This window comes from Arthrobacter sp. SO3 (assembly GCF_020532825.1).
Taxonomy (GTDB): Bacteria; Actinomycetota; Actinomycetes; order Actinomycetales; family Micrococcaceae; genus Arthrobacter.
In genome coordinates, this window is record NZ_MQTS01000108.1 from 75,219 (window position 1) to 98,349 (window position 23,131).

Annotated in this window: 17 protein-coding genes and 2 pseudogenes; 11 read left to right on the plus strand and 8 right to left on the minus strand. The window is 66.3% G+C overall.

Going from position 1 to position 23,131, the window contains the following annotated elements; genetic code table 11:
* Positions 1-6: 6 nt before the first annotated feature.
* Both BJQ90_RS11335 and BJQ90_RS11340 read right to left on the minus strand, forming a co-directional pair.
* Positions 7-198: a Flp family type IVb pilin gene (locus BJQ90_RS11335; RefSeq protein ID WP_226760360.1), complete on the minus strand. Its 192-nt coding sequence runs from the start codon at positions 196-198 to the stop codon at positions 7-9.
* Between the two features lie 270 nt (positions 199-468).
* Positions 469-1,134 (minus strand): prepilin peptidase, encoded by a 666-nt coding sequence (locus BJQ90_RS11340; protein WP_226760361.1) that lies wholly within the window; start codon positions 1,132-1,134, stop codon positions 469-471.
* 294 nt (positions 1,135-1,428) lie between these two features.
* On the opposite strand from BJQ90_RS11340, the gene rplM reads away from it, so the two are divergent.
* A complete protein-coding gene (gene rplM, locus BJQ90_RS11345) occupies positions 1,429-1,872 on the plus strand; it encodes a 50S ribosomal protein L13 (protein WP_024367145.1) in 444 nt (147 codons plus the stop codon).
* Positions 1,873-1,910: 38 nt separating this feature from the next.
* A complete protein-coding gene (gene rpsI, locus BJQ90_RS11350; RefSeq protein WP_226760362.1) occupies positions 1,911-2,417 on the plus strand; it encodes a 30S ribosomal protein S9 in 507 nt (168 codons plus the stop codon).
* A 1,261-nt stretch (positions 2,418-3,678) separates the two neighbouring features.
* On the opposite strand, the pseudogene BJQ90_RS22900 reads toward rpsI, so the two are convergent.
* Positions 3,679-4,314: pseudogene (locus BJQ90_RS22900) on the minus strand (ArnT family glycosyltransferase); the annotation flags it as partial.
* Positions 4,315-4,487: 173 nt separating this feature from the next.
* Between BJQ90_RS22900 and glmM the strand changes: the two are divergent.
* On the plus strand, positions 4,488-5,849 hold the full coding sequence (glmM, locus tag BJQ90_RS11360; RefSeq protein ID WP_226760364.1) for a phosphoglucosamine mutase: 1,362 nt from the start codon (positions 4,488-4,490) through the stop codon (positions 5,847-5,849).
* Between the two features lie 99 nt (positions 5,850-5,948).
* On the opposite strand, the gene mscL is transcribed toward glmM, so the two are convergent.
* The 5 genes and pseudogenes from mscL to coaA form a co-directional block, all read right to left on the minus strand.
* On the minus strand, positions 5,949-6,353 hold the full coding sequence (gene mscL / locus BJQ90_RS11365) for a large conductance mechanosensitive channel protein MscL (RefSeq protein WP_226760365.1): 405 nt from the start codon (positions 6,351-6,353) through the stop codon (positions 5,949-5,951).
* 162 nt (positions 6,354-6,515) lie between these two features.
* Positions 6,516-6,836: pseudogene (locus BJQ90_RS11370) on the minus strand (D-alanyl-D-alanine carboxypeptidase family protein); the annotation flags it as partial.
* Positions 6,837-6,853: 17 nt separating this feature from the next.
* Complete coding sequence (locus BJQ90_RS11375) at positions 6,854-8,125, minus strand: glycosyltransferase family 87 protein (protein ID WP_226760366.1); 1,272 nt, start codon at positions 8,123-8,125, stop codon at positions 6,854-6,856.
* A gap of 277 nt (positions 8,126-8,402) precedes the next feature.
* Positions 8,403-9,335: a D-alanyl-D-alanine carboxypeptidase family protein gene (locus BJQ90_RS11380; RefSeq protein WP_413463671.1), complete on the minus strand. Its 933-nt coding sequence runs from the start codon at positions 9,333-9,335 to the stop codon at positions 8,403-8,405.
* Positions 9,336-9,340: 5 nt separating this feature from the next.
* Positions 9,341-10,306, minus strand: coding sequence for a type I pantothenate kinase (gene coaA / locus BJQ90_RS11385; protein WP_226760367.1), 966 nt, complete (start codon positions 10,304-10,306; stop codon positions 9,341-9,343).
* Positions 10,307-10,440: 134 nt separating this feature from the next.
* Between coaA and glmS the strand changes: the two genes are divergently transcribed.
* The 8 genes from glmS (at position 10,441) to BJQ90_RS11425 (ending at position 23,128) form a co-directional block, all read left to right on the plus strand.
* Complete coding sequence (gene glmS / locus BJQ90_RS11390; RefSeq protein WP_226760368.1) at positions 10,441-12,333, plus strand: glutamine--fructose-6-phosphate transaminase (isomerizing); 1,893 nt, start codon at positions 10,441-10,443, stop codon at positions 12,331-12,333.
* Between the two features lie 4 nt (positions 12,334-12,337).
* Positions 12,338-12,685 carry a holo-ACP synthase gene (locus BJQ90_RS11395; protein WP_175321209.1) on the plus strand — a complete coding sequence of 116 codons (348 nt, stop codon included), beginning with the start codon at positions 12,338-12,340 and terminating at the stop codon, positions 12,683-12,685.
* Between the two features lie 63 nt (positions 12,686-12,748).
* Positions 12,749-14,263, plus strand: coding sequence for an NAD(P)H-hydrate epimerase (locus BJQ90_RS11400; protein WP_226760369.1), 1,515 nt, complete (start codon positions 12,749-12,751; stop codon positions 14,261-14,263).
* 91 nt (positions 14,264-14,354) lie between these two features.
* A complete protein-coding gene (glgX, locus tag BJQ90_RS11405; RefSeq protein ID WP_226760370.1) occupies positions 14,355-16,592 on the plus strand; it encodes a glycogen debranching protein GlgX in 2,238 nt (745 codons plus the stop codon).
* Entirely contained in the window at positions 16,589-18,928 is a 2,340-nt protein-coding gene (treY, locus tag BJQ90_RS11410) for a malto-oligosyltrehalose synthase (RefSeq protein WP_226760371.1), read from the plus strand. The genes glgX and treY overlap by 4 nt, the downstream gene beginning before the upstream one ends.
* Positions 18,929-18,971: 43 nt before the next feature.
* Positions 18,972-20,786 carry a malto-oligosyltrehalose trehalohydrolase gene (gene treZ, locus BJQ90_RS11415; RefSeq protein WP_226760372.1) on the plus strand — a complete coding sequence of 605 codons (1,815 nt, stop codon included), beginning with the start codon at positions 18,972-18,974 and terminating at the stop codon, positions 20,784-20,786.
* Positions 20,787-20,801: 15 nt separating this feature from the next.
* A complete protein-coding gene (mgrA, locus tag BJQ90_RS11420) occupies positions 20,802-21,839 on the plus strand; it encodes an L-glyceraldehyde 3-phosphate reductase (protein WP_226760373.1) in 1,038 nt (345 codons plus the stop codon).
* Between the two features lie 203 nt (positions 21,840-22,042).
* The gene (locus tag BJQ90_RS11425; protein ID WP_226760374.1) at positions 22,043-23,128 is read left to right on the plus strand and encodes an inositol-3-phosphate synthase; all 1,086 of its coding nucleotides are present in this window, start codon (positions 22,043-22,045) and stop codon (positions 23,126-23,128) included.
* Positions 23,129-23,131: the final 3 nt, after the last annotated feature.

Consider the following 23,131-nt stretch of genomic DNA (forward strand, 5'->3'; position numbering starts at 1 on the left):
CTCGAGCTAGAGTTTGCCGGAGATCGTTGTGAACATCGTCGAGAGATTGGTGCCAACGGCCGTTACGGCGACGATGATGGCGACGGCAATGAGGGCGACCATCAGGCCATATTCCACTGCGGTTGCACCTTTTTCGGAGGCGAGCTTCTCCTTGACGCCGGTTACAAAAGCGAGCATTGAGACCATGAGACCAGTCATTTTATTTTCCTTTTCCAGAGTTTTGAATGAAAACGAAATTCCAGCAAATCCCCTTGTTGCCAAATTCCCTAGAGCTTCGTTGGGACAACATTTGCACGGCGCTTAAGGGCACAGCAACGAATCGGAATACCCGACTTTTTGGGATGGAAAAGGGTGCGCTACCTGCGCCTATCCGGGTGTGTACTCAGTTTTTTGATTGCTCTTGGGGCGCACTACTTGTATTGATGCGCTTGCTCACCACTGGGAGTAGAGATGCGGCAGTGGCGGGTGTTACGGAATGAGCAGAATGATAGCCAGGCCGGCTGCCAGCATCGAGGGGCCGTAGGCAACCTCTTTCGGCTTGTTTTCACGGTTTTTCAGCACCAAAAACACAGAAGCGAGGCCGCCGGCAACGAAGGCCAAGGCTCCGCCGTAAAACAATTGCGACCAGCCTAGGTAGCCTAAGTACAGTCCGAGCGGTGCGGCGAGCTTTACGTCACCCATTCCGAGGCCGTTTCTGCTGGTCAGGGCAAGAATCAAGTAAGAAACGAACAAGATTACGGACCCGGCGACTCCGCGATACAGGTTTCCCGCCGCTCCGTGTGAGAATGCCGCGGACGACAAGAGAACGAGGCCCGCCCCCAGCAGCGGCCCGACGAGCCGGTTCGGCAGCAAGTGATGCGCAATATCGATTCGGGCCAGCGGGACGGCAACTAAGCCGAGTAAGACGTAGGCGGGAAGTTCGGCCGCAATTCCGAAGCGCCACGCCAGCAGGGCCGAGAGGGCAAAGGTAACGGCCGCCGTCGCTGTCTTCAGCCGGATGCTGGCTTCGCCGGCGAGCTGGGGGAGCGCGCGCCGGATGAGAGCGTCGGACAGCAACCCCAGGCACACACCGGCGAATCCCACTCCGGCAATGAACAGCGGGGAAACGGAGCCAGCGGCGGCGGTGTCGAACACGGGTTCCTCCAGGGATGCGGCGGGCCGGGGGCGGGCAGAATGCATCCGGACACCCCATTTTGACCCAGCGACTGCTCATCCGCTATTCTTGGTAGTCGTTGTGCGTGTCCTTCTCGATGATGCGTGCCCGCTTGAGAATCCGGTTGCAGGATGACTACTCAACGTGCACATTCGAGACTCAGGACGACTGGTTACATGGAGCCCTCACCTCTGTTCCGGTAGCGCATAGATAGTAGGTGCACTTTCGCGTGACGCCTAAAACAAGAACGCCAGAACAAGAACGAGGCAAACACCGTGCGTACGTACACCCCGAAGCCCGGCGATATCAACCGCCAGTGGCACGTCATTGACGCCACAGACGTTGTCCTTGGTCGTCTCGCGAGCCAGACCGCAATCCTGCTGCGCGGCAAGCACAAGGCCACCTTTGCGTCCCACATGGACATGGGCGACTTCGTCATCATCATCAACGCTGAGAAGGTTGCCCTCACCGGCGCCAAGCTTGAGCAGAAGCGCGCATACCGCCACTCCGGCTACCCGGGCGGCCTGACCTCCGTCACCTACGCGGAGCTGCTGGAATCCAACCCGGTCCGCGCCGTGGAGAAGGCCATCAAGGGCATGCTCCCGAAGAATTCCCTCGCTGCACAGCAGCTGGGCAAGCTGAAGGTCTACAAGGGTGCCGAGCACCCCCACGCAGCACAGCAGCCCAAGACTTACGAAATCACCCAGGTCGCCCAGTAGTCCTGGCCACCAAACAACTTATCTATACAAGGAGAATCGTGGCTCAGAACGAAGAGACCACCGAGGCCGTTGTGGCTGAGGAAAACCTGACCAGCTACACCTCGGAAAGCGGTCCTGCGGAAGCAGAAGCGCCCAAGAAGGAACGCCCGGCCCTCACGGTTGCCGGCGCAGCAGTTGGCCGTCGCAAGGAAGCCGTCGCACGCGTTCGCATCGTACCCGGCACCGGCAAGTGGACCATCAACGGCCGCGAGCTGGCCAACTACTTCCCGAACAAGCTGCACCAGCAGGACGTCAACGAGCCCTTCAAGATCCTCGATCTTGACGGCGCCTACGACGTCATTGCACGCATCCACGGTGGTGGCATCTCCGGCCAGGCCGGTGCCCTTCGCCTCGGCATCGCCCGTTCACTGAACGAGATCGACACCGAGAACAACCGCGCCACCCTGAAGAAGGCCGGCTACCTGCGCCGTGACGCCCGCGTCATCGAGCGCAAGAAGGCCGGCCTCAAGAAGGCCCGTAAGGCTCAGCAGTACTCCAAGCGCTAAACCCGCTTCCAAGCGCTTCCTGCGCTTGCCAGAGAGCCCGTCCCGCCATTTGGCGGGGCGGGCTTTCGTCGTTTCAAACTCCGGGCGTCGGGCGGGTCAGATCAAAAAGGTCAGTATCCCCGAAACGTTCAGGCGTGAAGTTTCCGCGAACCCACGCTGTTATCTCATCGGCGAAGCCGGCCTCGGCAGAGATGTCTGTGCTGCCGCTTCGCGAGACGTAGTACTTGACTTGTCCTGAAGAAACGAAATCCTGGAATTCTTCGAGAGTCGGAAACGGCGTTCCCCCGTTGAACCCACCAATGGGAAGGACTGGCAATGCGGAGCCCAACTGGTAGTTCGCAGAATTAAGGGCCCCCGGAACCGCCGCGGCCCACCGGTAGGTGCGCGCATTCAATCTCAGCAGTGAGAGGACCTCAGGGTCAGCGGGGTGGCCCATCGCGGATCCCCGGAGCCGGCTGTCGCCCTCCGGCCAGAGTTCCGGGTACGGGGAGTCCAGCACCACAGCGCTCCCGAGAAGGGTCGCCATCGGTTCAACGCCGGTGTGCTGAGCCTGGACGGCCGACACAGTGAAGGCTGCCGGCCCGAGAAAGCAGGCTGCAGCCGTAGCAATAACGGTGACAATGCGGAACTGCCGCCGGCGGATCCGGAACACAAGGAGCTCGCATCCGATCACACTGACGATCAAGGCCAACATTGCCAGCGCCGGCCCGGGTCCACTGCTCTTGCTCAGGTATCCAAAGGTCAAGGCTGCCGAGGCGAGCACTGAAGTCGCCATTGCCAGCCTGAAAGGCAGCCATCTCCTGGCGGCCCACGTCAGTTGCCCGCCGGCAGCTGCGAGGATTGCGACGGGTGGAGCTATCGCAACCAGGTAGTACGGGTGAATCACTCCGCTCATGAAGCTGAAGACTGCGGCATAAGTGAGGAGCCAACCCCCCGAAAGGAGAATAAGGGCCCGACGCGGATCGGACCGCGGGGCCCGGCGCAACAGAATCAGGGAGCAGACCAAGGCGACCAGGGCTACCGGGATGAGCCACGACCCCTGGGTGCCAAATGATGGATACACCAGGAGCCGCAGGAGGCCGGGGTCCGACAAATCCTGCCCGTCCGTTCCGCCGCCTTCAGCGCCAAGGATTCTTCCGAGGCCGTTCTGCCGAAGCAGGACCTCCACGAAGCTATTGCCAAATGAGCCGCCGGCGTATGGTCTGTCGGCCGGGAGCGTGGATTCCGCCATAATGACCCACGAGCCGGCCACGATAACCACCCAGGCGATCGCACTAACCAGTTGGACGAGCCTACGGTGGACACGGCCAGGGCCCGAATAGAGGTAGACAAGGCCCAGCGCGGGGAGCAGCAGGAGAGCCTGGGCGGACTTGGCCAGGAACGCTGCGCCGATGGCGGTCGCTGTCAACAGGAGCCACCGCCACCGCCCATCGTCGACGGCGCGGACCAGGAAGTAGAGGGAAAGCGCCAAGAGAAACGTCAGCAGGGCGTCAGGATTGTTGTAGCGAAACATGATCGCCGCGGAGGGTGTCATGAGAACGGCGCTACCGGCCAGGAGGGCAGCTGACATGCGGAAATGCCGGCGGACGGCCAGGTAGGTGACGGCCACAGTGCCCACTCCCAGAAGGGCCTGGGGAGCCAAAAGACTCCAGGAACTCAGGCCGAACAACCGGACCGAGAGCGAGCTCAACCAGATGCTCGCCGGCAGCTTGTCTACCGTGATTCCATTTCCACCGTCCGACGAGGCAAAGAAGAAAGCTGTCCAGTCAACGGATCCGGCCTGTGCAGCGGCTGCGTAGTAGCCGTTGCCCCATCCGTTCAGCGGCAAGTTCCACAGGTAGACAAAAGCTGTGACGGCAAGCAACGCCGAAAACCAGACAGTTTCGCGACGACTCATAAGACCACTTTCCAGATACCGTATGCCGCGTTCATCCGCGCTCGCGACGCCATTTCAAAGGCGAACATACCCCAGGGTGACCGCGACTTCGGGCAAGCCGCGGAGACGTGGCCACAACGCCCGCGCTGTCCATCCGGAACAACTTAGGGCTTTACTCGTCTAAACTTGACCCGATGTCTAGATTATTTGGAACAGATGGTGTCCGGGGTTTGGCGAATGGCCTGCTGACGGCCGAACTGGCGTTGCAGCTGGCCCAAGCCGCCGCCGTCGTGCTCGGCCATGACCGCAATGCAAATGGAACACGGCCGCGCGCCGTGGTTGCCCGGGACCCCCGCGCCAGCGGTGAGTTCATCGCGGCTGCCGTGGAGGCGGGGCTGTCCAGCTCCGGGATCGACGTTTATGACGCCGGTGTGCTTCCCACCCCGGCCGCGGCTTATCTCGTGGCGGACCTGGACGCGGACTTCGGCGTAATGATCTCCGCCTCGCACAACCCCGCCCCGGACAACGGCATCAAGTTCTTTGCCCGCGGCGGACAGAAGCTTCCCGACGACGTCGAGAACGCCATCGAGGCGCAGCTCGGCCAGGAGCCGCGCCGCCCGGTCGGGGGAGACGTCGGCCGGATCCAGCGTTTCTCCGACGCAGAGGACCGCTACATCGTGCATCTGCTTGGCACCCTTCCGCACCGCCTGGACGGACTCAAAGTCGTGCTGGACTGCGCCCACGGTGCGGCGAGCGGCTGTTCCCCGCAGGTCTTCAAGGACGCCGGCGCCGACGTCATCGTCATCGGAGCCGAGCCGGACGGCTACAACATCAACGAAGGTGTCGGCTCCACCCACCTGGGGCCGCTGGCCCAGGCCGTTCTGGCGCACGGCGCCGACCTGGGCATTGCCCACGACGGCGACGCGGACCGCTGCCTCGCGGTGGACCACGAAGGAAACGTCGTCGACGGCGACGAGATCATGGCGATCCTCGCTGTGGCGCTGAAGGCATCGGGCAAGCTCAAGGACAACGTCCTCGTCGCGACCGTGATGAGCAACCTCGGACTCAAGATCGCCCTCCGCGACGCCGGCATCAGCCTGCGCGAAACCGGCGTCGGCGACCGCTACGTCCTGGAAGGCATGCGCGAAGGCGGCTTCAACCTTGGCGGCGAGCAGTCCGGGCACGTGATCTTCGCCGACTACGCCACCACCGGCGATGGCGTCCTCACCGGCCTGCAGATCGCCGCCCAGGTGGCGCTCACGGGCCGGCCGCTGAAGGAACTCGCCAAAGTGATGACCAAACTCCCGCAGGTCCTGATCAACGTCAAGGGAGTGGACCGCACCCGGGTTAACGGCGACGACGCCGTGGCGGCGGCCGTGGCCTTCGCCGAGGCTGAGCTGGGCGACACCGGCCGGGTGCTGCTGCGCCCCTCCGGCACCGAACCTGTGGTCCGCGTCATGGTGGAGGCCGCGTCCCAGCAGACCGCCCAGGACGTTGCAGAGCGCCTGGCAGAGGTAGTCCGGACCGAGCTGGCTCTGGAGCTCGTCGCCGACTAAGCATTGGCGCAGACCCGTTTTAAGAATGAACGGCCCGCCTCCGGAGAGGCGGGTCGTTCTTTCTTCAGCATTCAGTGGTCGGTCAGCCTATGTCTTGGGCTAAAGCTGGCGTTGCTGCAGGGCGTCACGGATTTCGGTCAGCAGGGCGAGCTGCGGGTCCTCGGCCGCTTCTTCCTTGACGTCCGGGCTGATGCCGAGGCGGCGGTTGCGCCGTTCGATCATGTGGTTCATGGGGACGACAACCACGAAATAGATGGCAGCCGCGACCAGGAGGAAGTTGACGATCGCCGTCAGCAGCACGCCGAACTTGATGTCATTGCCGTTCAGGGTGACGACGCCGAAGCTGTCGAAGTTGGGCGACCCCACCAGGCCCGCAATGAACGGCATCAGCACGCTCTGGACCAGCGCCGTTACCACGGCGCCAAACGCGGCGCCGATGACGACTGCGACGGCAAGGTCCACGACGTTGCCCTTGAGAATGAAGTTCTTGAATCCTGTCAGCATGTGCCCAACCTAGCCCAGCCGCGTGAACACGCCGTGTCCGGCAGGTTAGTTTCGCGGTCCGTGTCGGGGTGTCACGCGCCCGATTTACCCGGGCGCCACACGCCCGCGGGCCGGCGGGCCTACGCGCTGCTACAGGTACGCCGGTGCCGCTTCGAGCCCGAAGTGGGCATTGTTCCTGGCCCAGACCGCTGCGGGCTGTTCGGCAAAGCAGGGCTGGAAACTGCAGGCCCCGCCGCCATCGCCCACGTCGAAGGACCAGCCGGTCTGGTGCTCGGAGTGGCCGGGCCGGGCCGAGGCGGTGTCGGCTTCCGCCTGCCCGCGCGAGGACACATACCCGTTGTACGTTTTGGTCTGCGTCGCGTAGGTCCGGTAGCCGCTGGCCAGGGTCAGGGTGACGCCCGTCCCGGCCGCGGCGGCGAACATCCGCTCCGCTGCGGCCGCCGTCGTGCTGTTGGGGAGCGCGGCCTCGCCGGACGTGGCGAGGCGCACGAGTGCCTGCGTCAGGCCGTGTAGCTGGGTGACGCAGTTTCCGCGGGGCTTTCGTTCGTTCGAAGCGCGCGAAGGGATTCAAACCACACAGCGGCCAGCGGTAATGCTGCCCACGGAGCGCTGATAATGTCCAATGGCCACCGTGCCATTTGAACTGCGGCAAGGTGGAATGCCGGGCCTAGCCAGAGGAGTCCAATGGCGCCCACAGTCGAAGCGCGGACCAGGGGCGTGGAACGGTGCTCGAGCAGGTAGGCAAACACCGGGACAAGCAGCACCCCATCGTAGGTCGCGATATGTGGGGAGAAGACAACCGTCGTCGCCAGCGTTGCCAGCCACACCAACATGAGGTCGACCGGCCGCTTCCTGGTCTTATAGAGGTGAAAAATCAATATGGCTGCGCCCGCTGGCAGTGAAATCATCGTCAGGACCGGTACTGTCCACCCGGCCCAAGAGGGCGGCAAGAGCCCCTGAACGAGCGAAGGTAGTCCAATCATCTTCCAGGCCTGTCCTTGCTGGACTTGCTCTGTGTACAGCGGACTGGAAAGCGCTGAAACCCAGTGAGCAATGCCGTCCACGCCCACCAAACCGACGGAGATGCCGGCGAGGAGCGAGAACACTGCCACGAAACTTGCCAGCGCCCGAACGTTGCGCGTTGCCAGAAGAGCTATTGGTACTAGGACAAAAAGCTGGGGCTTCGCGAAACCCAACCCGAAAATTGCCCCGGCCCAATAACTATGGCCGGTCCCGAGGAGACGTATCCCTAGGAGCCAGACGGCCAGTACGAATGCCGAGTCCTGACCACCCCCCAACAGTTCGACTACAACCGGTGACGCGAAGACGGCGAGAAAAACCAATTTGCGCTTGTGCAGCAGCAGTTCGGGTGCCAGGGACCTCAGGCTCAGGGTGCATGCAACCAGCAGTGTTGCACTCAGAGCCAGCCAGACCAGTGCGCTCAAATTATACGGAATGAGGGCAAAGGGGGCATAAAACGCGGCGACGACCGGAGGCGAGACGAACCATGCCAGGGTCGGCAGCGATCCGAGCGCGCCGGTTTGGAAGGCCTGCTGGGTCTGGGGGTCATATAGGTCCGCGGAATCGCCCGCGAGTAACAGGCCTGCCCCTGTCCAGTGCGCCAGGTAATCGGGCAGGAACGAGCCTTGGGCGGCCGGGACGAGCACGCGCATGACCGAGCTGGCCAGCAGGGCGGCGCCAGACATGACCGCAAGGATGACCGGATAGACTCTGAGCCGGTCCGGTGTGATGAAACTGTCAATTTTTCGCACCAAAAGAGCGAGCGCCTGGCGACCCCTTGTCATGGTCAGTGAGACTACAGGATCGGCCGTCGCAACGGCTTATTGAGGATATCCGGTATTGCCTGTACTTCCGGAGTATTCCTCCAGCGTGCTAATGCTGCGGTTGGCCGTGTCCGTCGCGGCCTACCCCCCGATATGGCGCAGGTGCCGGGGTAACATTTCCTCCCTGGCCAGGCTCCCGCCGCCGTGCTGTTGGGCTGGGCCGCTTCGCCGGAGGCGGGCCCCACTGCCCACTGCCCACTGCCCGCTACAGGTACGCCGGTGCCGCTTCGAGCCCGAAGTACTCCTCGAGGGTCGCAATGCCCCGGCTGTTCATGTCGCCCGCGGCCTCCACCCCGACGTAGCGCAGGTGCCACGGCTCGTAGTAATAGCCGGTGATCGTGTGCAGCATCCATGGGTAACGCACCACGAAACCGAACAGGTGGGCGTTGTTCCTGGCCCAGACCGCTGCGGGCTGCTCGGCAAAGCAGGGCTGGAAGCTGCAGGCCCCGCCGCCGTCGCCCAGGTCGAAGGACCAGCCGGTCTGGTGCTCGGAGTAGCCGGGCCGGGCCGAGGCGGTGTCGGCTTCCGCCTGCCCGCGTGAGGACACATACCCGTTGTACGTTCTGGTCTGCGTTGCATAGGACCGGTAGCCGCTGGCCAGGGTCAGGGTGACGCCTGCACCGGCCGCTGCGGCGAACATCCGCTCCGCCGCGGCCGCCGTCGTGCTGTTCAGCAGGGCCGCTTCGCCGGAGGTGGCCAGGCGCACGCCCGGCTGGGCGAGGTCGGCCGGCCGATACGTGGCGGGGGAGAGCGGGCGGTGTTTGTTCACCACCACCCAGGGGCTCGCCGGGTCGGTGAGCGAGTGCTGCCGTGCGGCCGCGGCGGAGGGCGCCGGGGCAGGCGGCGTGGTCACCGGCGACGTCGCCTCGGGACTGGCCGGCGGGGCCTCAGCGGACGGCGTGGCGCTTGCAGCGGACGACGGCGTCCCGGCACCCGCCGTCGTCGCCGTCGTCGCTGACATTGACGCTGAACCGGAAGCATGGTCCGACGTCGTCGGCCGGGGAGCTTCGGGGGCGCAGGCGCTCAGCGCCGCGAGGCCGGATCCGGCCAGTAGCAGGAGGCTGAAGGCCCGGCGGCCGGGAGTACGCAGTCCGGGTTCCGGCGCCGCCGGAGACCCTGCGGAAGCGTCGTAGCACACCTGTGCTAGACCTTGCGGAGCAGCATACGGCGGATGGAGTGGTCGGCGTCCTTGGTGAGGACCAGCTGGGCGCGGCCGCGGGTGGGGAGCACGTTCTCCTCCAGGTTGGGCTCGTTGATGCGCTTCCAGATTTCGCGGGCCGTCTGTTCCGCCTCGGCGTCTGAGAGCGTGGCGTAGCGGTGGAAGTAGGACTCCGGCTGCGCGAACGCCGTGGTCCGAAGTTTGCGGAAGCGGTCCACGTACCACTCCTCAATGTAGGACGTTTTGGCATCAACATAGATGGAAAAATCAAAGAAGTCACTCAGGGCCAGGCCCTGGCGGCCGTCGTGCCGCGGCCGGGCCGGTGCCAGGACGTTCAGCCCCTCCACGATCAGCACGTCGGGGCGGCGCACCACCACTTCCTTGCCCGGGACGATGTCGTAGGTCACGTGGGAGTACCAGGGCGCCCGGACTTCCTCGGCGCCGCCTTTGATTTCGCTCACAAAACGCAGCAGGGCACGGCGGTCATAGGACTCGGGGAATCCCTTGCGTTCCAGCAGCTGGCGCCGTTTGAGTTCCGCCAGCGGGTACAGGAAGCCGTCCGTGGTGATGAGCTCAACGTTGGGGGTGCCGGGCCAGCGGCGGAGCATCTCGCGGAGCACGCGGGCGATGGTCGACTTGCCCACGGCCACCGAACCGGCGACGCCGATCACAAACGGTGTGCGCTGGGTCTGTTCGCCCAGGAAGGTGGTGGTGGCGGCGTGGAGCTGGCCTGCCGCCTCCACATACAGGTGCAGCAGCCGGGACAGCGGGAGGTAGACGTCGCGGACTTCCTTCATATCCAGGGGATCGCCGAGGCCGCGGAGACGGAGCACGTCCTCCTGGTTGAGGGGCTGCTCCATCTGGGCAGCGAGCCGGGACCAGGTCTGCCGGTCCAGCTCCACGAACGGGGAGACGCCGTCGCCGTTCGCTTCATTGCGTTGCAAAGTCACCCTAGAGATTCTGCCCTCCGCCGGGCCGAGAGCGAAATGGGGCGGTCCCGGCGGCCCGGGCACGGGCAGCGCACGGCGTGTTGCGGCCGCTCGTCCTACGTCCGCTGTCCGGGAAACCCGCTAGGCTTGAGTCCATGTGTGGAATCGTTGGATATGTGGGCCACTCCGCTGGCCGGGTAAATACTGGACACAATGCCCTGGACGTTGTCCTTGAGGGGCTGCGGCGCTTGGAATACCGGGGCTACGACTCTGCAGGCATCGCCGTTGTGGCTAACGGAACCATTTCGTCCCGCAAGAAGTCGGGCAAACTGAGCAACCTGATTGCCGAGCTCGAGGCCAACCCGCTGCCGGAATCGCTGACCGGCATCGGCCACACCCGCTGGGCGACCCACGGCGGACCGACCGACCAGAACGCCCACCCGCACCTGGCCGATGAGGGCAGGCTGGCCCTGATCCACAACGGCATCATCGAAAACTTCGCCGAGCTCAAGCTCGAACTCGGCCGCAAGGGCGTGAAGTTCCGCTCCGAGACCGATACCGAGGTTGCTGCCGCGCTGCTGGGCGACATTTACCGCAACCAGCTCCAGGGCGACCCCGCCAAGGGCGGCCTGACCAAGGCCATGCAGCTTGCCTGCCAGCGCCTCGAAGGCGCGTTCACCCTGCTCGCCGTCCACGCGGACCAGCCCGACGTCGTTGTGGCGGCCCGCCGCAACTCCCCGCTGGTCGTCGGCCTCGGCGACGGCGAGAACTTCCTCGGCTCCGACGTCTCCGGCTTCATCGACTACACCCGCCGCGCCGTCGAACTGGGCCAGGACCAGATCGTCACCATCACCGCCGACACGGTGGAAATAACCGACTTTTACGGCACCCCGGCCGAAGGCAAGGAATACCACGTCAACTGGGACCCGGCCTCGGCGGAAAAGGGCGGCTTCCCGTCCTTCATGGAAAAGGAAATCCACGACCAGCCGGACGCCGTGCTGCAGACCCTGCTGGGCCGCTCGGACATCAACGGCAAACTGACGCTCGACGAGCTCCGGGTGGACCCGGAACTGCTCAAGAACGTCGACAAGATCATCGTCCTCGCCTGCGGCACCTCCGCCTACGCCGGACAGGTCGCCAAGTACGCGATCGAGCACTGGTGCCGGATCCCCACCGAGGTGGAGCTCTCCCATGAGTTCCGCTACCGCGACCCGATCGTCGACGAGAACACCCTGATCGTCTCGATCTCCCAGTCCGGCGAGACCATGGACACCCTGATGGCGGTCCGCTACGCCAAGGAACAGGGCGCCAAGACGGTCTCCATCTGCAACACCAACGGCTCCACGATCCCGCGTGAATCCGACGCCGTGCTCTACACCCACGCCGGCCCGGAAATCGCCGTCGCCTCCACCAAGGCCTTCCTGGCGCAGATCACCGCGGCGTACCTCCTGGGCCTGTACCTGGCCCAGCTGCGCGGCAACAAGTTCCAGGGCGAGATCAAGGACATCCTCGCGGACCTTCACAAGATCCCCGCCAAGATCCAGCAGATCCTCGACAACGAGGCGCAGATCAAGGAACTTGGCCAGTCCATGGCCGACGCCAAGTCCGTGCTGTTCCTGGGCCGCCACGTCGGTTTCCCGGTGGCGATGGAGGGCGCGCTGAAGCTCAAGGAGCTCGCCTACATCCACGCCGAGGGCTTCGCCGCCGGCGAACTCAAGCACGGCCCGATTGCGCTGATCGAGGAGGGCCAGCCCGTCTTCGTGGTGGTCCCCTCGCCACGGGGCCGGGATTCGCTGCACGCCAAGGTCGTCTCCAACATCCAGGAAGTCCGGGCGCGCGGCGCCAAGACGATCGTGATCGCGGAAGAAGGCGACGAAGCCGTCAAGGCCTACGCCGAGTACGTCTTCTACATCCCGGAGACCCCCACGCTGCTGGCGCCGCTGCTCACCACGGTCCCGCTGCAGATCTTTGCCCTTGCCCTGGCCTCCGCCAAGGGCTACGACGTGGACCAGCCTCGCAACCTGGCCAAGAGCGTGACCGTAGAATAACGCCATGATTGTTGGCATTGGCGTAGACGTCGTAGACATTGAACGGTTCGGCCGGCAGCTGGAGCGCACCCCCGGGTTGCGCGACAGGCTGTTCGTGCCCGCGGAGCGCGAACTGAACACCCGCTCCCTGGCCGCCCGGTTCGCCGCCAAGGAGGCCGTGGCCAAGGTGCTCGGCGCCCCGGCCGGCATGAACTGGCAGGACTGCTGGATCGGACTGGACCAGAACGGGCCGACCGTCCAGGTCAAGGACACGGTGCTGGCCGTCGCGGAATCGAAGGGCGTCAAACGCTGGCACCTCTCGATCAGCCACGACGGCGGCATCGCCACGGCCACGGTGATCGCCGAAGGCTGAGCATTCCCAGCCTGAACCGAGCCGGACTTCCCGCAGCGACTGCACCGCGAATGGACTGAAACCATGATCAGCGCCTATACCGGAACCCAGATACGAGAGGCCGAAAAGCCGCTCCTGGAAAGAGGTATGGGCGCTGTTCTGATGCAGCGGGCCGCCTACGGGCTGGCCAACGCGGTGGTCCGCGAACTGCGGGCCCGCGGGGGGCGCCTTTACGGCGCCAGCGCCACGGTGCTCGCCGGCAAAGGCAACAACGGCGGCGACGGACTGTTCGCCGCCGCACTGCTGGCCGGCCGCGGCATGCGGACGACGGCGGTGCTCACCGCCGGGGAGGCCCACCCCGAGGGACTCGCGGCCTTTCACAAAGCCGGCGGCCGGGTGCTCCGGCTGACTCCGGAGAACGTGGCGGATGCGTCGGCAGCTGCCGCCGCATCCGACGTCGTCATCGACGCGGTCCTCGGCACCGGCGCCCAGGGCGGGCTGCGGGGCCCTGCCGCGGCACTGATCGGGGAGCTGGGACGCGCGCGGCCCGGGCTCGTGGTGGCCTGCGACATCCCCAGCGGCGTGGACGCCGATACCGGTGAGGCCCATGCCCCGGTGCTCCAGGCGGAGCTGACCGTGACTTTCGGGGCCGCCAAGGCCGGATTGCTGGCCGACCCCGGGGCGGACTTCGCCGGCCGGGTACTGGTCATCCCAATAGGAATCGACGCCGCCCTCCCGGAGCCGGCCCTGCGCCGCCTCGAAACGGAAGACCTGTCCCTCCTTCTGCCGCATCCCGGCCGCCGCTCGCACAAGTACTCCCGCGGCGTCCTGGGCATCGTGGCCGGCTCGTCGCGCTACCCCGGCGCGGCCGTCCTCGCCTGCCGCGGGGCGCTGGCGTCCGGGGCCGGGATGGTGCGCTACCTCGGCCCGCCGGACGTCGCGGACCTGGTCCGGCGCTCCTGCCCCGAAGTCGTCTGCGGATCCGGCAGTGCCGCTGACACCCACGTCCAGGCCTGGCTCCTGGGCCCGGGCCTCGATGAAGAAGCCCACGACCAACTGGAGCGCGTCCGCGAAGCCGCAGCCACCGGGCTTCCCGTCGTGGCGGACGCCGGGGCCCTGCCTGCCCTGCCCCGGGACCTCGCCCCGCACTTTGTCCTGACACCGCACGCCGGCGAACTTGCCACCCTGCTGGCGCGGTACGGCGCCGAACCCGGCCGCTCCGGGGTGGAGGGCGCCACCCTCGCCGCGGCCCGGCGTGCCAGCGGCCTGACCGGCGCCACCGTGCTGCTCAAGGGCGCCACAACGCTGGTGGCCGCACCATCCGGTGCCGCCTTCAGCCAGGCCGAGGCCACACCCTGGCTCGCCACGGCCGGCAGCGGGGACGTCCTGGCCGGTGTGCTCGGTTCCCTGCTGGCACAGCTGGCCGAAAGCCCCGGTGCGTTCGCCTCCCTCGGCATCCCCGCAGCCGACCGCTGGGCCGGTATCGCGGCGATGGCCGCCAGCGTCCACGGCCGGGCCGGAAGCCTCGCCTCGGACGGCGCGCCGGTGACGGCGGGCGGCATCGCCGAGGCCGTCCCGGAGGTGCTGCGGACGATGTAACGCAGAGCCCACCAACCGTCCCGACAGGGATGATAACCCTACTTACAAGTAGTCTGTCTAGAGATTGTCCGCTTATGCATGAGGAGTACACATGGAAGTCTGGCCCGGAACGGCATACCCGCTGGGAGCCACCTTTGACGGCACTGGTACCAACTTTGCCCTGTTCAGCGAACGTGCCGAGCGGGTGGAGCTGTGCATCCTCGCTGAAGATTTGAGCGAGACGCGGATTGAGCTGACCGAGGTGGACGGCTACGTGTGGCACTGCTACCTGCCGCACATCCAGCCGGGACAGAAGTACGGCTACCGGGTCCACGGCCCGTACGAGCCGGAGCACGGCAACCGCTTCAACCCGAACAAGCTGCTCATGGACCCCTACGCCAAAGCGGTCCAGGGCCAGATCGACTGGGATCCGGCGCTCTTCACCTACGAATTCGGCGACCCCGACTCCCGGAACGACAGCGACTCGGCACCGCACACCATGCACGGCGTGGTCATCAACCCCTTCTTCGAATGGGACGGTGACCGCCAGCTGCGTATCCCGTACCACGAATCGGTCATCTACGAGGCCCACGTCAAGGGCCTGACCGAGCTGCACCCGGAAATTCCCGAAGAACAGCGCGGCACCTACGCCGGCGTGTCGCACCCGGCCGTGATCGACCACCTGAAGAAGCTCGGCGTCACCGCGATTGAGCTCATGCCGGTGCACCAGTTCGTCAACGACGGCACGCTCGAGGAGAAGGGCCTCAATAACTACTGGGGCTACAACACCATCGGCTTCTTCGCCCCGCAGAACACCTACAGCTCCTCCGGCGATGTGGGGCACCAGGTCCAGGAATTCAAGGCCATGGTCCGCGACCTGCACAAGGCCGGCATCGAAGTGATCCTGGACGTGGTCTACAACCACACCGCGGAAGGCAACCACCTCGGCCCCACACTGTCCTTCAAGGGCATCGACAACCAGGCCTACTACCGGCTGGTCGACGACGACCTGAAGCACTACATGGACTACACCGGCACCGGAAACTCCCTCAACGTCCGGCACCCGCACTCGCTCCAGCTGCTGATGGACTCCCTGCGCTACTGGGTCACGGAAATGCACGTCGACGGCTTCCGCTTCGACCTCGCCTCCACCCTGGCCCGCGAGTTCTACGACGTCGACAAACTGTCCACTTTCTTCGAACTCATCCAGCAGGACCCGATCGTCTCCCAGGTCAAGCTGATCGCCGAGCCCTGGGACATCGGCCCGGGCGGCTACCAGGTGGGCAACTTCCCGCCGCAGTGGACCGAATGGAACGGCAAATACCGTGACACGGTCCGCGACTTCTGGCGCGGGGAGCCCTCGACCCTGGGCGAATTCGCCTCCCGCCTGACCGGCTCCGCGGACCTGTACGAAAGCTCGGCGCGTCGCCCGGTGGCATCGATCAACTTCGTCACCGCCCACGACGGCTTCACCATGCGCGACCTCGTCTCCTACAACGAGAAGCACAACGACGCCAACGGCGAGGGCAACAACGACGGCGAATCACACAACCGGTCCTGGAACTGCGGCGAAGAGGGAGACACGGACAACGACCACGTCCTGACCCTCCGCGCCCGCCAGCAGCGCAACTTCATCGCCACCCTGCTGCTCTCGCAGGGCGTCCCGATGCTCCTGCACGGTGACGAGCTCGGCCGCACGCAGCAGGGCAACAACAACACCTACTGCCAGGACTCCGAGCTGAGCTGGATCCACTGGGATGCCATGGACCAGCCGCTGGTGGAGTTCACCGCCGTCGTCAACAAGATCCGCCATGACCACCCGACGTTCCGGCGCAGCCGCTTCTTCGACGGCCGCCCGGTGCGCCGCGGTGAGGGCGAGAAGCTGCCGGACATCGTCTGGCTGAAAACGGACGGCACCGAAATGCTCCCGGAGGACTGGGGCAGCGGCTTCGGCCGGACCATCGGCGTGTTCTACAACGGCCACGGCATCCAGGAACAGGATTCCCGCGGCCGCCGGATCACTGACGACAGCTTCGTGCTCGCCTTCAACGCCCACGACGACGACGTGGACTTTGCGCTGCCCGCGGAGGAATACTCAAAGTTCTGGGACGTCCTGGTGGACACCGCAGACCAGGCGAACACCGTGGAACCGCTCAAGGCGCAGGCGGTGCTGAAACTCGCAGCCAAGTCCATGGTGGTGCTCCGCGCCCATTCCGGCCCCGAGGTGGAAGTGGACTACTCCGCGGCCGCTTCCCTGGCGTCCATGGCCGAGCACGAGGAGGCCATCGAGGAGATGGTGGAGGCCCAGGACGAGGCCGCCGAAGCCGTCGCGAAAGCTACCGCCAAATGAGAACACCCGTCTCCACCTACCGGCTCCAGATCCGGCCCGGCTTCACCCTCCAGGATGCTGCCGGGACCGTGCCCTACCTGAAGTCGCTCGGCGTGGACTGGATCTACCTCTCGCCCATCCTGACCGCGGAGAAGGGCTCGGACCACGGCTATGACGTCACCGACCCCGCCGCGATCGACCCGGACCGTGGCGGCGCCGAGGGCCTGCTCGCCGCGTCGCGGGCGGCACGGGAAGCCGGCATGGGGGTGCTGGTCGACATCGTGCCCAACCATGTCGGCGTCGCCACCCCGGTCCAGAACCCGTGGTGGTGGTCCCTGCTCAAGGAGGGGCAGCAGTCCCGCTACGCCCCGGCGTTCGACGTCGACTGGGACTTCGGCGGCGGCCGGGTCCGGATCCCTGTGCTGGGATCTGACTCCGACGTTGACGCGCTGGAAATCAAGGACGGGGAGCTGCGGTACTACGACCACCGCTTCCCGCTCGCCGAGGGGACCTATACCGCAGGTGACCCCTCTGCGGATGACCCCCGCGAGGTCCACAACCGGCAGCACTATGAGCTAATTGGCTGGCGCCGGGCCGACGACGAGCTGAACTACCGCCGGTTCTTCGCCGTCAACAGCCTCGCCGGCATCCGGGTGGAGCTCCCGGAAGTCTTCGATGAGGCCCACGCGGAGATCGTCCGCTGGTTCCGCGAAGGACTGGTCGACGGGCTCCGCATCGACCACCCGGACGGCCTGGCCGACCCGGAAGGGTACCTGCGCCGGCTCCGCGAGGTCACCGGCGGCAGCTACCTGCTGATCGAGAAGATCCTCGAGCCCGGGGAAGTGCTTCCGGCCGGCTTCGACTGCGAGGGAACCACCGGCTACGACGCCCTCGCGGACGTGGACCGGCTCTTCGTCGACCCCGCCGGGCAGGAAGCCCTCGACGTCCTCGACACTGAGCTGCGCGGCGGCCAGCCCGCCGACTACGAGGAGATGATCCGGGGCACCAAGCGCCGGATCACGGACGGGATCCTGCACTCCGAAATGCTCCGGCTGGCGCGGCTGGTGCCGTCCGGAACGGGCCTCGGCGTCGAACCTGCTGCCGATGCGCTCGCCGAAATCATCGCCGCCTTCCCGGTCTACCGCAGCTACCTTCCCGAGGGTGCAGACGTCCTGCGGGAAGCGTGCGCGCTCGCCGTCCGCCGTCGTCCCGAGCTGGTGGACGCCGTCGGGCTGCTGCTGCCGCTGCTGCTCGACGCCGGCCCGGAAGCCGGCGCCGAGCTGGGACGCCGCTTCCAGCAGACCTCCGGCATGGTCATGGCCAAGGGTGTGGAGGACACCGCGTTCTTCCGCTACACCCGGCTGGGCACGCTGACGGAGGTCGGGGCCGATCCCACCGAGTTCTCCGTCGCACCGGAGGAATTCCACCTCCGGATGGCGCGCCGGCAGGCGGAGCTTCCGTTGTCCATGACCACGCTGAGCACGCACGACACCAAACGCAGCGAGGATACCCGCGCCCGGATCTCGGTGCTCGCCGAGCTGGCGGCCGAATGGAAGGCCGCCCTGGCCCGGTTGCAGGAACTGGCGCCGCTGCCCGACGGGCCGCTCGCGAACCTGTTGTGGCAGTCCGTTGCCGGTGCCTGGCCGGCGGACCGGGAACGCCTGCAGTACTACGCGCAGAAGGCGGCCCGCGAGGCCGGCAACTCCACCGACTGGCTGGACCCGGACCAGGACTTCGAGAAGCAGCTCTCCGCGGCTGTGGACGCGGTCTTCGACAACCCTCAGGTCCGGGCAGAACTGGAAACCCTCGTGGAGCTCCTGACGCCCTATGGTGCCGTCAATTCGCTCGGGGCCAAGCTGGTGCAGCTGACCATGCCCGGGGTCCCGGACGTTTACCAGGGCACCGAGTTCTGGGACCGGTCGCTGACGGATCCGGACAACCGCCGTCCCTTCGACTACTGCGCGCGTCGCGCGGCCCTTGCGGCGCTCGACGCCGGGGACCTCCCGGCGTCGTACACCGACGATACGGCGAAACTCCTGGTCACCTCGCGGGCGCTGCGGCTGCGCCGCGACCGCCCGGAGCTGTTCACCGGCTACCGCCCCGTGGCCGCCACCGGCTCTGCGGCCGGGCACCTGGTCGGCTTTGACCGCGGCAGTGCCGCGGGTGCCGGGGCCCTCACTCTCGCGACCCGGCTGCCCCGGGGTCTGGAGCAGCAGGGCGGCTGGCGGGACACCGCCGTCGACCTTGCCGTGGACATGGCGGACGAGCTGACGGGGAACACCTTTGGCGCCGGCACGGTGCCGCTCTCCGCCATCCTCCGCGACTACCCGGTGGCGCTGCTGGTGCCCACCTCCTGACCGCACCCACCGACGAACCCATATCGGGGAACGGAAGAATGCCATGACCTTGCCTGCACACGGAACCACCCTGCCTGCACACCAACGCTTCAACCTCTGGGCGCCGGACGCGCACACCGTTACGCTGCTCGCCGGCGGCCGGGAGTACCCGATGCGCCGCATCTCCGGTGACGGTCCCGGCCTGGCCGGGCTGGGCGGCGCGGACGGCACCGGCGGCTGGTGGACCGCCCCGGACGCCCCGGCCTCCGGGGACGTGGACTATGGCTACCTGCTCGACGGGGACAGCACACCGCTGCCGGACCCCCGGTCCCGGCGGCAGCCCGAGGGCGTCCACTCGCTCTCACGGACTTTCGACGCCGGCAGCCACGAGTGGGCGGACGGACAGTGGCAGGGCCGCGGGCTGCAGGGGGGCGTGATCTATGAGCTGCACCTGGGGACCTTCACCCCCGAGGGCACGCTGGACGCGGCCATCGGGAAGCTCGGCTACCTGGTGGACCTCGGCATTGATTTCGTGGAGCTGCTGCCGGTGAACGGTTTCAACGGCACCCACAACTGGGGCTACGACGGGGTCCTCTGGTACGCGGTGCACGAAGGTTACGGCGGCCCGGCGGCTTACCAGCGCTTCGTCGACGCCGCCCATGCCGCCGGGCTGGGCGTGATCCAGGACGTGGTCTACAACCACCTCGGCCCCAGCGGGAACTACCTTGGGCGCTTCGGGCCGTACCTGAAGTCGGGGGAGGGCAACACCTGGGGCGACTCGGTGAACCTCGACGGCCCCGGCTCCGACGTCGTGCGCGGCTACATCCTCGAGAATGCCGCCATGTGGCTGCGGGACTACCACGTGGACGGGCTGCGGCTCGATGCCGTGCACGCCTTCAAGGACGAGCGGGCCATCCACCTGCTGGAGGAGTTCGGTGCGCTTGCGGACGAAGTCTCCGCTGAAACCGGGCGCCGTGCCACGATGATCGCCGAGTCGGACCTCAACGACCCGCGGCTGCTCTACCCGCGGGATGCCAACGGCTACGGCCTGGCCGGGCAGTGGAGCGATGACTTCCACCATGCCGTCCATGTCAACGTCAGCGGCGAGACGACTGGCTACTACGAGGATTTCGGCTCCGTCGGCGCGCTGGCGAAGGTCCTGGTCGACGGCTTCTTCCACGACGGCAGCTACTCCAGCTTCCGTGGCCGGCACCACGGCCGGCCCATCAACACGGCCGCGGTCCACCCGGCCGCCCTCGTGGTCTGCAGCCAGAACCACGACCAGATCGGCAACCGGGCCACCGGCGACCGGCTCTCACAGACCCTCGGCTACGGGCAGCTGGCGCTGGCCGCGGTCGCGACCCTGACCTCGCCGTTCACGCCGATGCTGTTCATGGGCGAGGAATACGGCGCCACCACCCCGTGGCAGTTTTTCACCTCGCACCCGGAACCGGAACTCGGCAAGGCCACCGCGGAGGGCCGGATCCGGGAGTTCGCGCGGATGGGCTGGGACCCCGCCGTCGTGCCTGACCCGCAGGACCCGGAGACCTTCACCCGCTCCAAGCTCAACTGGGCCGAAGCCGCGTCGGGGGAGCATGCCCGGCTGCTGGAGCTGTACCGGCAGCTCATCGCGCTGCGGCGCTCGACGCCGGAGCTCGCGGGGCTCGGCTTCGAGGACACCGCCGTGGCCTTCAGCGACGCCGACGGCTGGCTTCGCCTGCGCCGCGGCCGCACGGAGGTGGCGATGAACTTCGCCGCCGAACCGCGCCGGCTTGGCGTTGCCGGCGCCTCGATTGCGCTGGCCACCGACGCCGGTGTGCGCCTCGACGCCGGCCAGCTCGATCTGCCCGGCCACAGCGCCGCCATCATCTCGAAATAGGACAGGATTTTACGTATGACGTATGTTGCAGCAGAGACCCGTTATGACTCCATGCCCTACCGCCGCGTCGGCCGCAGCGGGCTGAAGCTCCCGGCCATTTCGCTTGGCCTGTGGCACAACTTCGGCGATGACAAGCCCTTCGAAACCCAGCGGGCCATCCTGCGCCGGGCCTTCGACCTTGGCGTCAACCACTTCGACCTGGCCAACAACTACGGGCCGCTGGCCGGTTCCGCGGAAACCAACTTCGGCCGACACCTCAGGGACGACTTCGCTCCCTACCGGGACGAGCTCATCATTTCCACCAAGGCCGGCTACAACATGTGGCCGGGCCCGTTCGGCGAATGGGGCTCCCGCAAATACCTGCTCGCCAGCCTGGACCAGTCCCTGAGCCGGATGGGCCTGGATTACGTGGACATCTTCTACAGCCACCGCCCGGACCCGGAAACGCCGATGGAAGAGACCATGGGCGCCCTGGATCACGCTGTCCGCTCCGGGAAGGCCCTGTACGCCGGCATCTCCTCCTACACCCCGGAACAGACTCTCGAGGCCGCCCGGATCCTGAAGGAACTCGGCACCCCGCTGTTGATCCACCAGCCCAGCTACTCCATGCTGAACCGCTGGACCGAAAACGGCAGCCCCAACCTGTACGAGGCGCTGGAGCAGGTGGGGGCCGGCTCGATCGCGTTCTCGCCGCTGGCACAGGGCATGCTCACCGACCGCTACCTGAACGGGATCCCGGCCGATTCCCGCGCCGCGCAGGAGAAGTCGCTGGACGAAAACAGCATCACGGAGGACAAGCTGGACCGGGTGCGCGGCCTGCACCGGATCGCCGAGGGCCGCGGGCAGACCCTCGCGCAGATGGCCATCGCCTGGATCCTGCGCGAGCAGGGCAAGGGGTCCTCCGTGACCTCCGCGCTGGTTGGCGCGTCCAGCGTCCGGCAGCTCGAGGACACACTGTCGGCGGTCAAGAATCTCGACTTCACCGCGGCGGAGCTGACGGCGATCGACGAGTTCGCCGTCGAATCCGACATCAATCTGTGGGCCCAGAAGTAGCCGGCGGCGCCCGCAGGCGAGTAGTCGGCCGCAGGTGATCGCCCGCAAGTAACACAGATGGCGCCGGCTGGCGGGAACAAGCAGCCCGCCGGCGCCGTTGACTAGAATGCTAAGGGCGCCGTACGGCGCCATGCCCGTCTGCCGCCGCCGCGCATCAGCGCGTCCGCGCCGGGGCGTTTGAAGTTTGTTCTCAAAGGAGTTCCGTGTCTTCACATCCGATTCGTGTTGCAATCGTCGGCGTAGGAAACTGTGCCACTTCGCTGGTCCAAGGCGTTGAGTACTACCGGGATGCCGATCCCAAGGCCACGATTCCCGGGCTGATGCATGTTGAGTTCGGCAAGTACCACGTCAACGACGTCGAGTTCGTTGCCGCGTTCGACGTCGACGCCAAGAAGGTGGGCCTGGACCTGTCCGAGGCCATCCTGGCCAGCGAAAACAACACCATCAAGATCGCCGACGTTCCGCCGACAGGTGTCACCGTCCAGCGCGGGCCGACCCTCGACGGGCTCGGAAAGTACTACCTCGAGACCATCGAGCAGTCCACGGAAGAGCCGGTCGACGTCGTCCAGGCCCTCAAGGACGCCAAGGTCGACGTGATGGTCTGCTACCTGCCGGTCGGGTCGCAGGAAGCCGCGGAGTTCTACGCCCAGTGCGCGATCGACGCCGGGGTTGGCTTCGTCAACGCCCTGCCGGTCTTCATCGCCGGCACCAAGGCCTGGGCGGACAAGTTCACCGCCGCCGGTGTCCCGATCGTGGGCGATGACATCAAGAGCCAGATCGGTGCGACTATCACGCACCGCGTCATGGCCAAGCTGTTCGAGGACCGCGGCGTCACCCTGGACCGCACCTACCAGCTGAACGTCGGCGGCAACATGGACTTCAAGAACATGCTGGAACGCGACCGCCTCGAGTCCAAGAAGATCTCCAAGACCCAGGCCGTCACCTCCAACGTGGAAGCCGACATCGCGCCCCGCGACGTCCACATCGGCCCGTCGGACTACGTGCAGTGGCTAGATGACCGCAAATGGGCCTTCGTCCGGCTCGAGGGCCGCAACTTCGGCGACGCCCCGGTGTCGCTCGAATACAAGCTCGAGGTCTGGGACTCGCCCAACTCCGCCGGCGTGATCATCGACGCCATCCGCGCCGCCAAGATCGGCCTGGACCGCGGCATCGGCGGCCCGCTGCTCTCGGCGTCGAGCTACTTCATGAAGTCCCCGCCGGAGCAGTTCAACGACGACCTCGCCCGCGACAAGGTTGAGGCCTTCATCCGCGGCGACCTGGAGCGCTAACCC

What these genes read in the sequence shown, in the direction of transcription:
- mscL (WP_226760365.1), bottom strand. Translation starts at nt 6,353, where the DNA reads ATGCTGACAGGATTCAAGAACTTCATTCTCAAGGGCAACGTCGTGGAC.
- mgrA (WP_226760373.1), top strand. Translation starts at nt 20,802, where the DNA reads ATGACGTATGTTGCAGCAGAGACCCGTTATGACTCCATGCCCTACCGC.
- BJQ90_RS11400 (WP_226760369.1), top strand. Translation starts at nt 12,749, where the DNA reads ATGATCAGCGCCTATACCGGAACCCAGATACGAGAGGCCGAAAAGCCG.
- treZ (WP_226760372.1), top strand. Translation starts at nt 18,972, where the DNA reads ATGACCTTGCCTGCACACGGAACCACCCTGCCTGCACACCAACGCTTC.
- BJQ90_RS11335 (WP_226760360.1), bottom strand. Translation starts at nt 198, where the DNA reads ATGACTGGTCTCATGGTCTCAATGCTCGCTTTTGTAACCGGCGTCAAG.
- glmS (WP_226760368.1), top strand. Translation starts at nt 10,441, where the DNA reads ATGTGTGGAATCGTTGGATATGTGGGCCACTCCGCTGGCCGGGTAAAT.
- BJQ90_RS11395 (WP_175321209.1), top strand. Translation starts at nt 12,338, where the DNA reads ATGATTGTTGGCATTGGCGTAGACGTCGTAGACATTGAACGGTTCGGC.
- glgX (WP_226760370.1), top strand. Translation starts at nt 14,355, where the DNA reads ATGGAAGTCTGGCCCGGAACGGCATACCCGCTGGGAGCCACCTTTGAC.
- treY (WP_226760371.1), top strand. Translation starts at nt 16,589, where the DNA reads ATGAGAACACCCGTCTCCACCTACCGGCTCCAGATCCGGCCCGGCTTC.
- glmM (WP_226760364.1), top strand. Translation starts at nt 4,488, where the DNA reads ATGTCTAGATTATTTGGAACAGATGGTGTCCGGGGTTTGGCGAATGGC.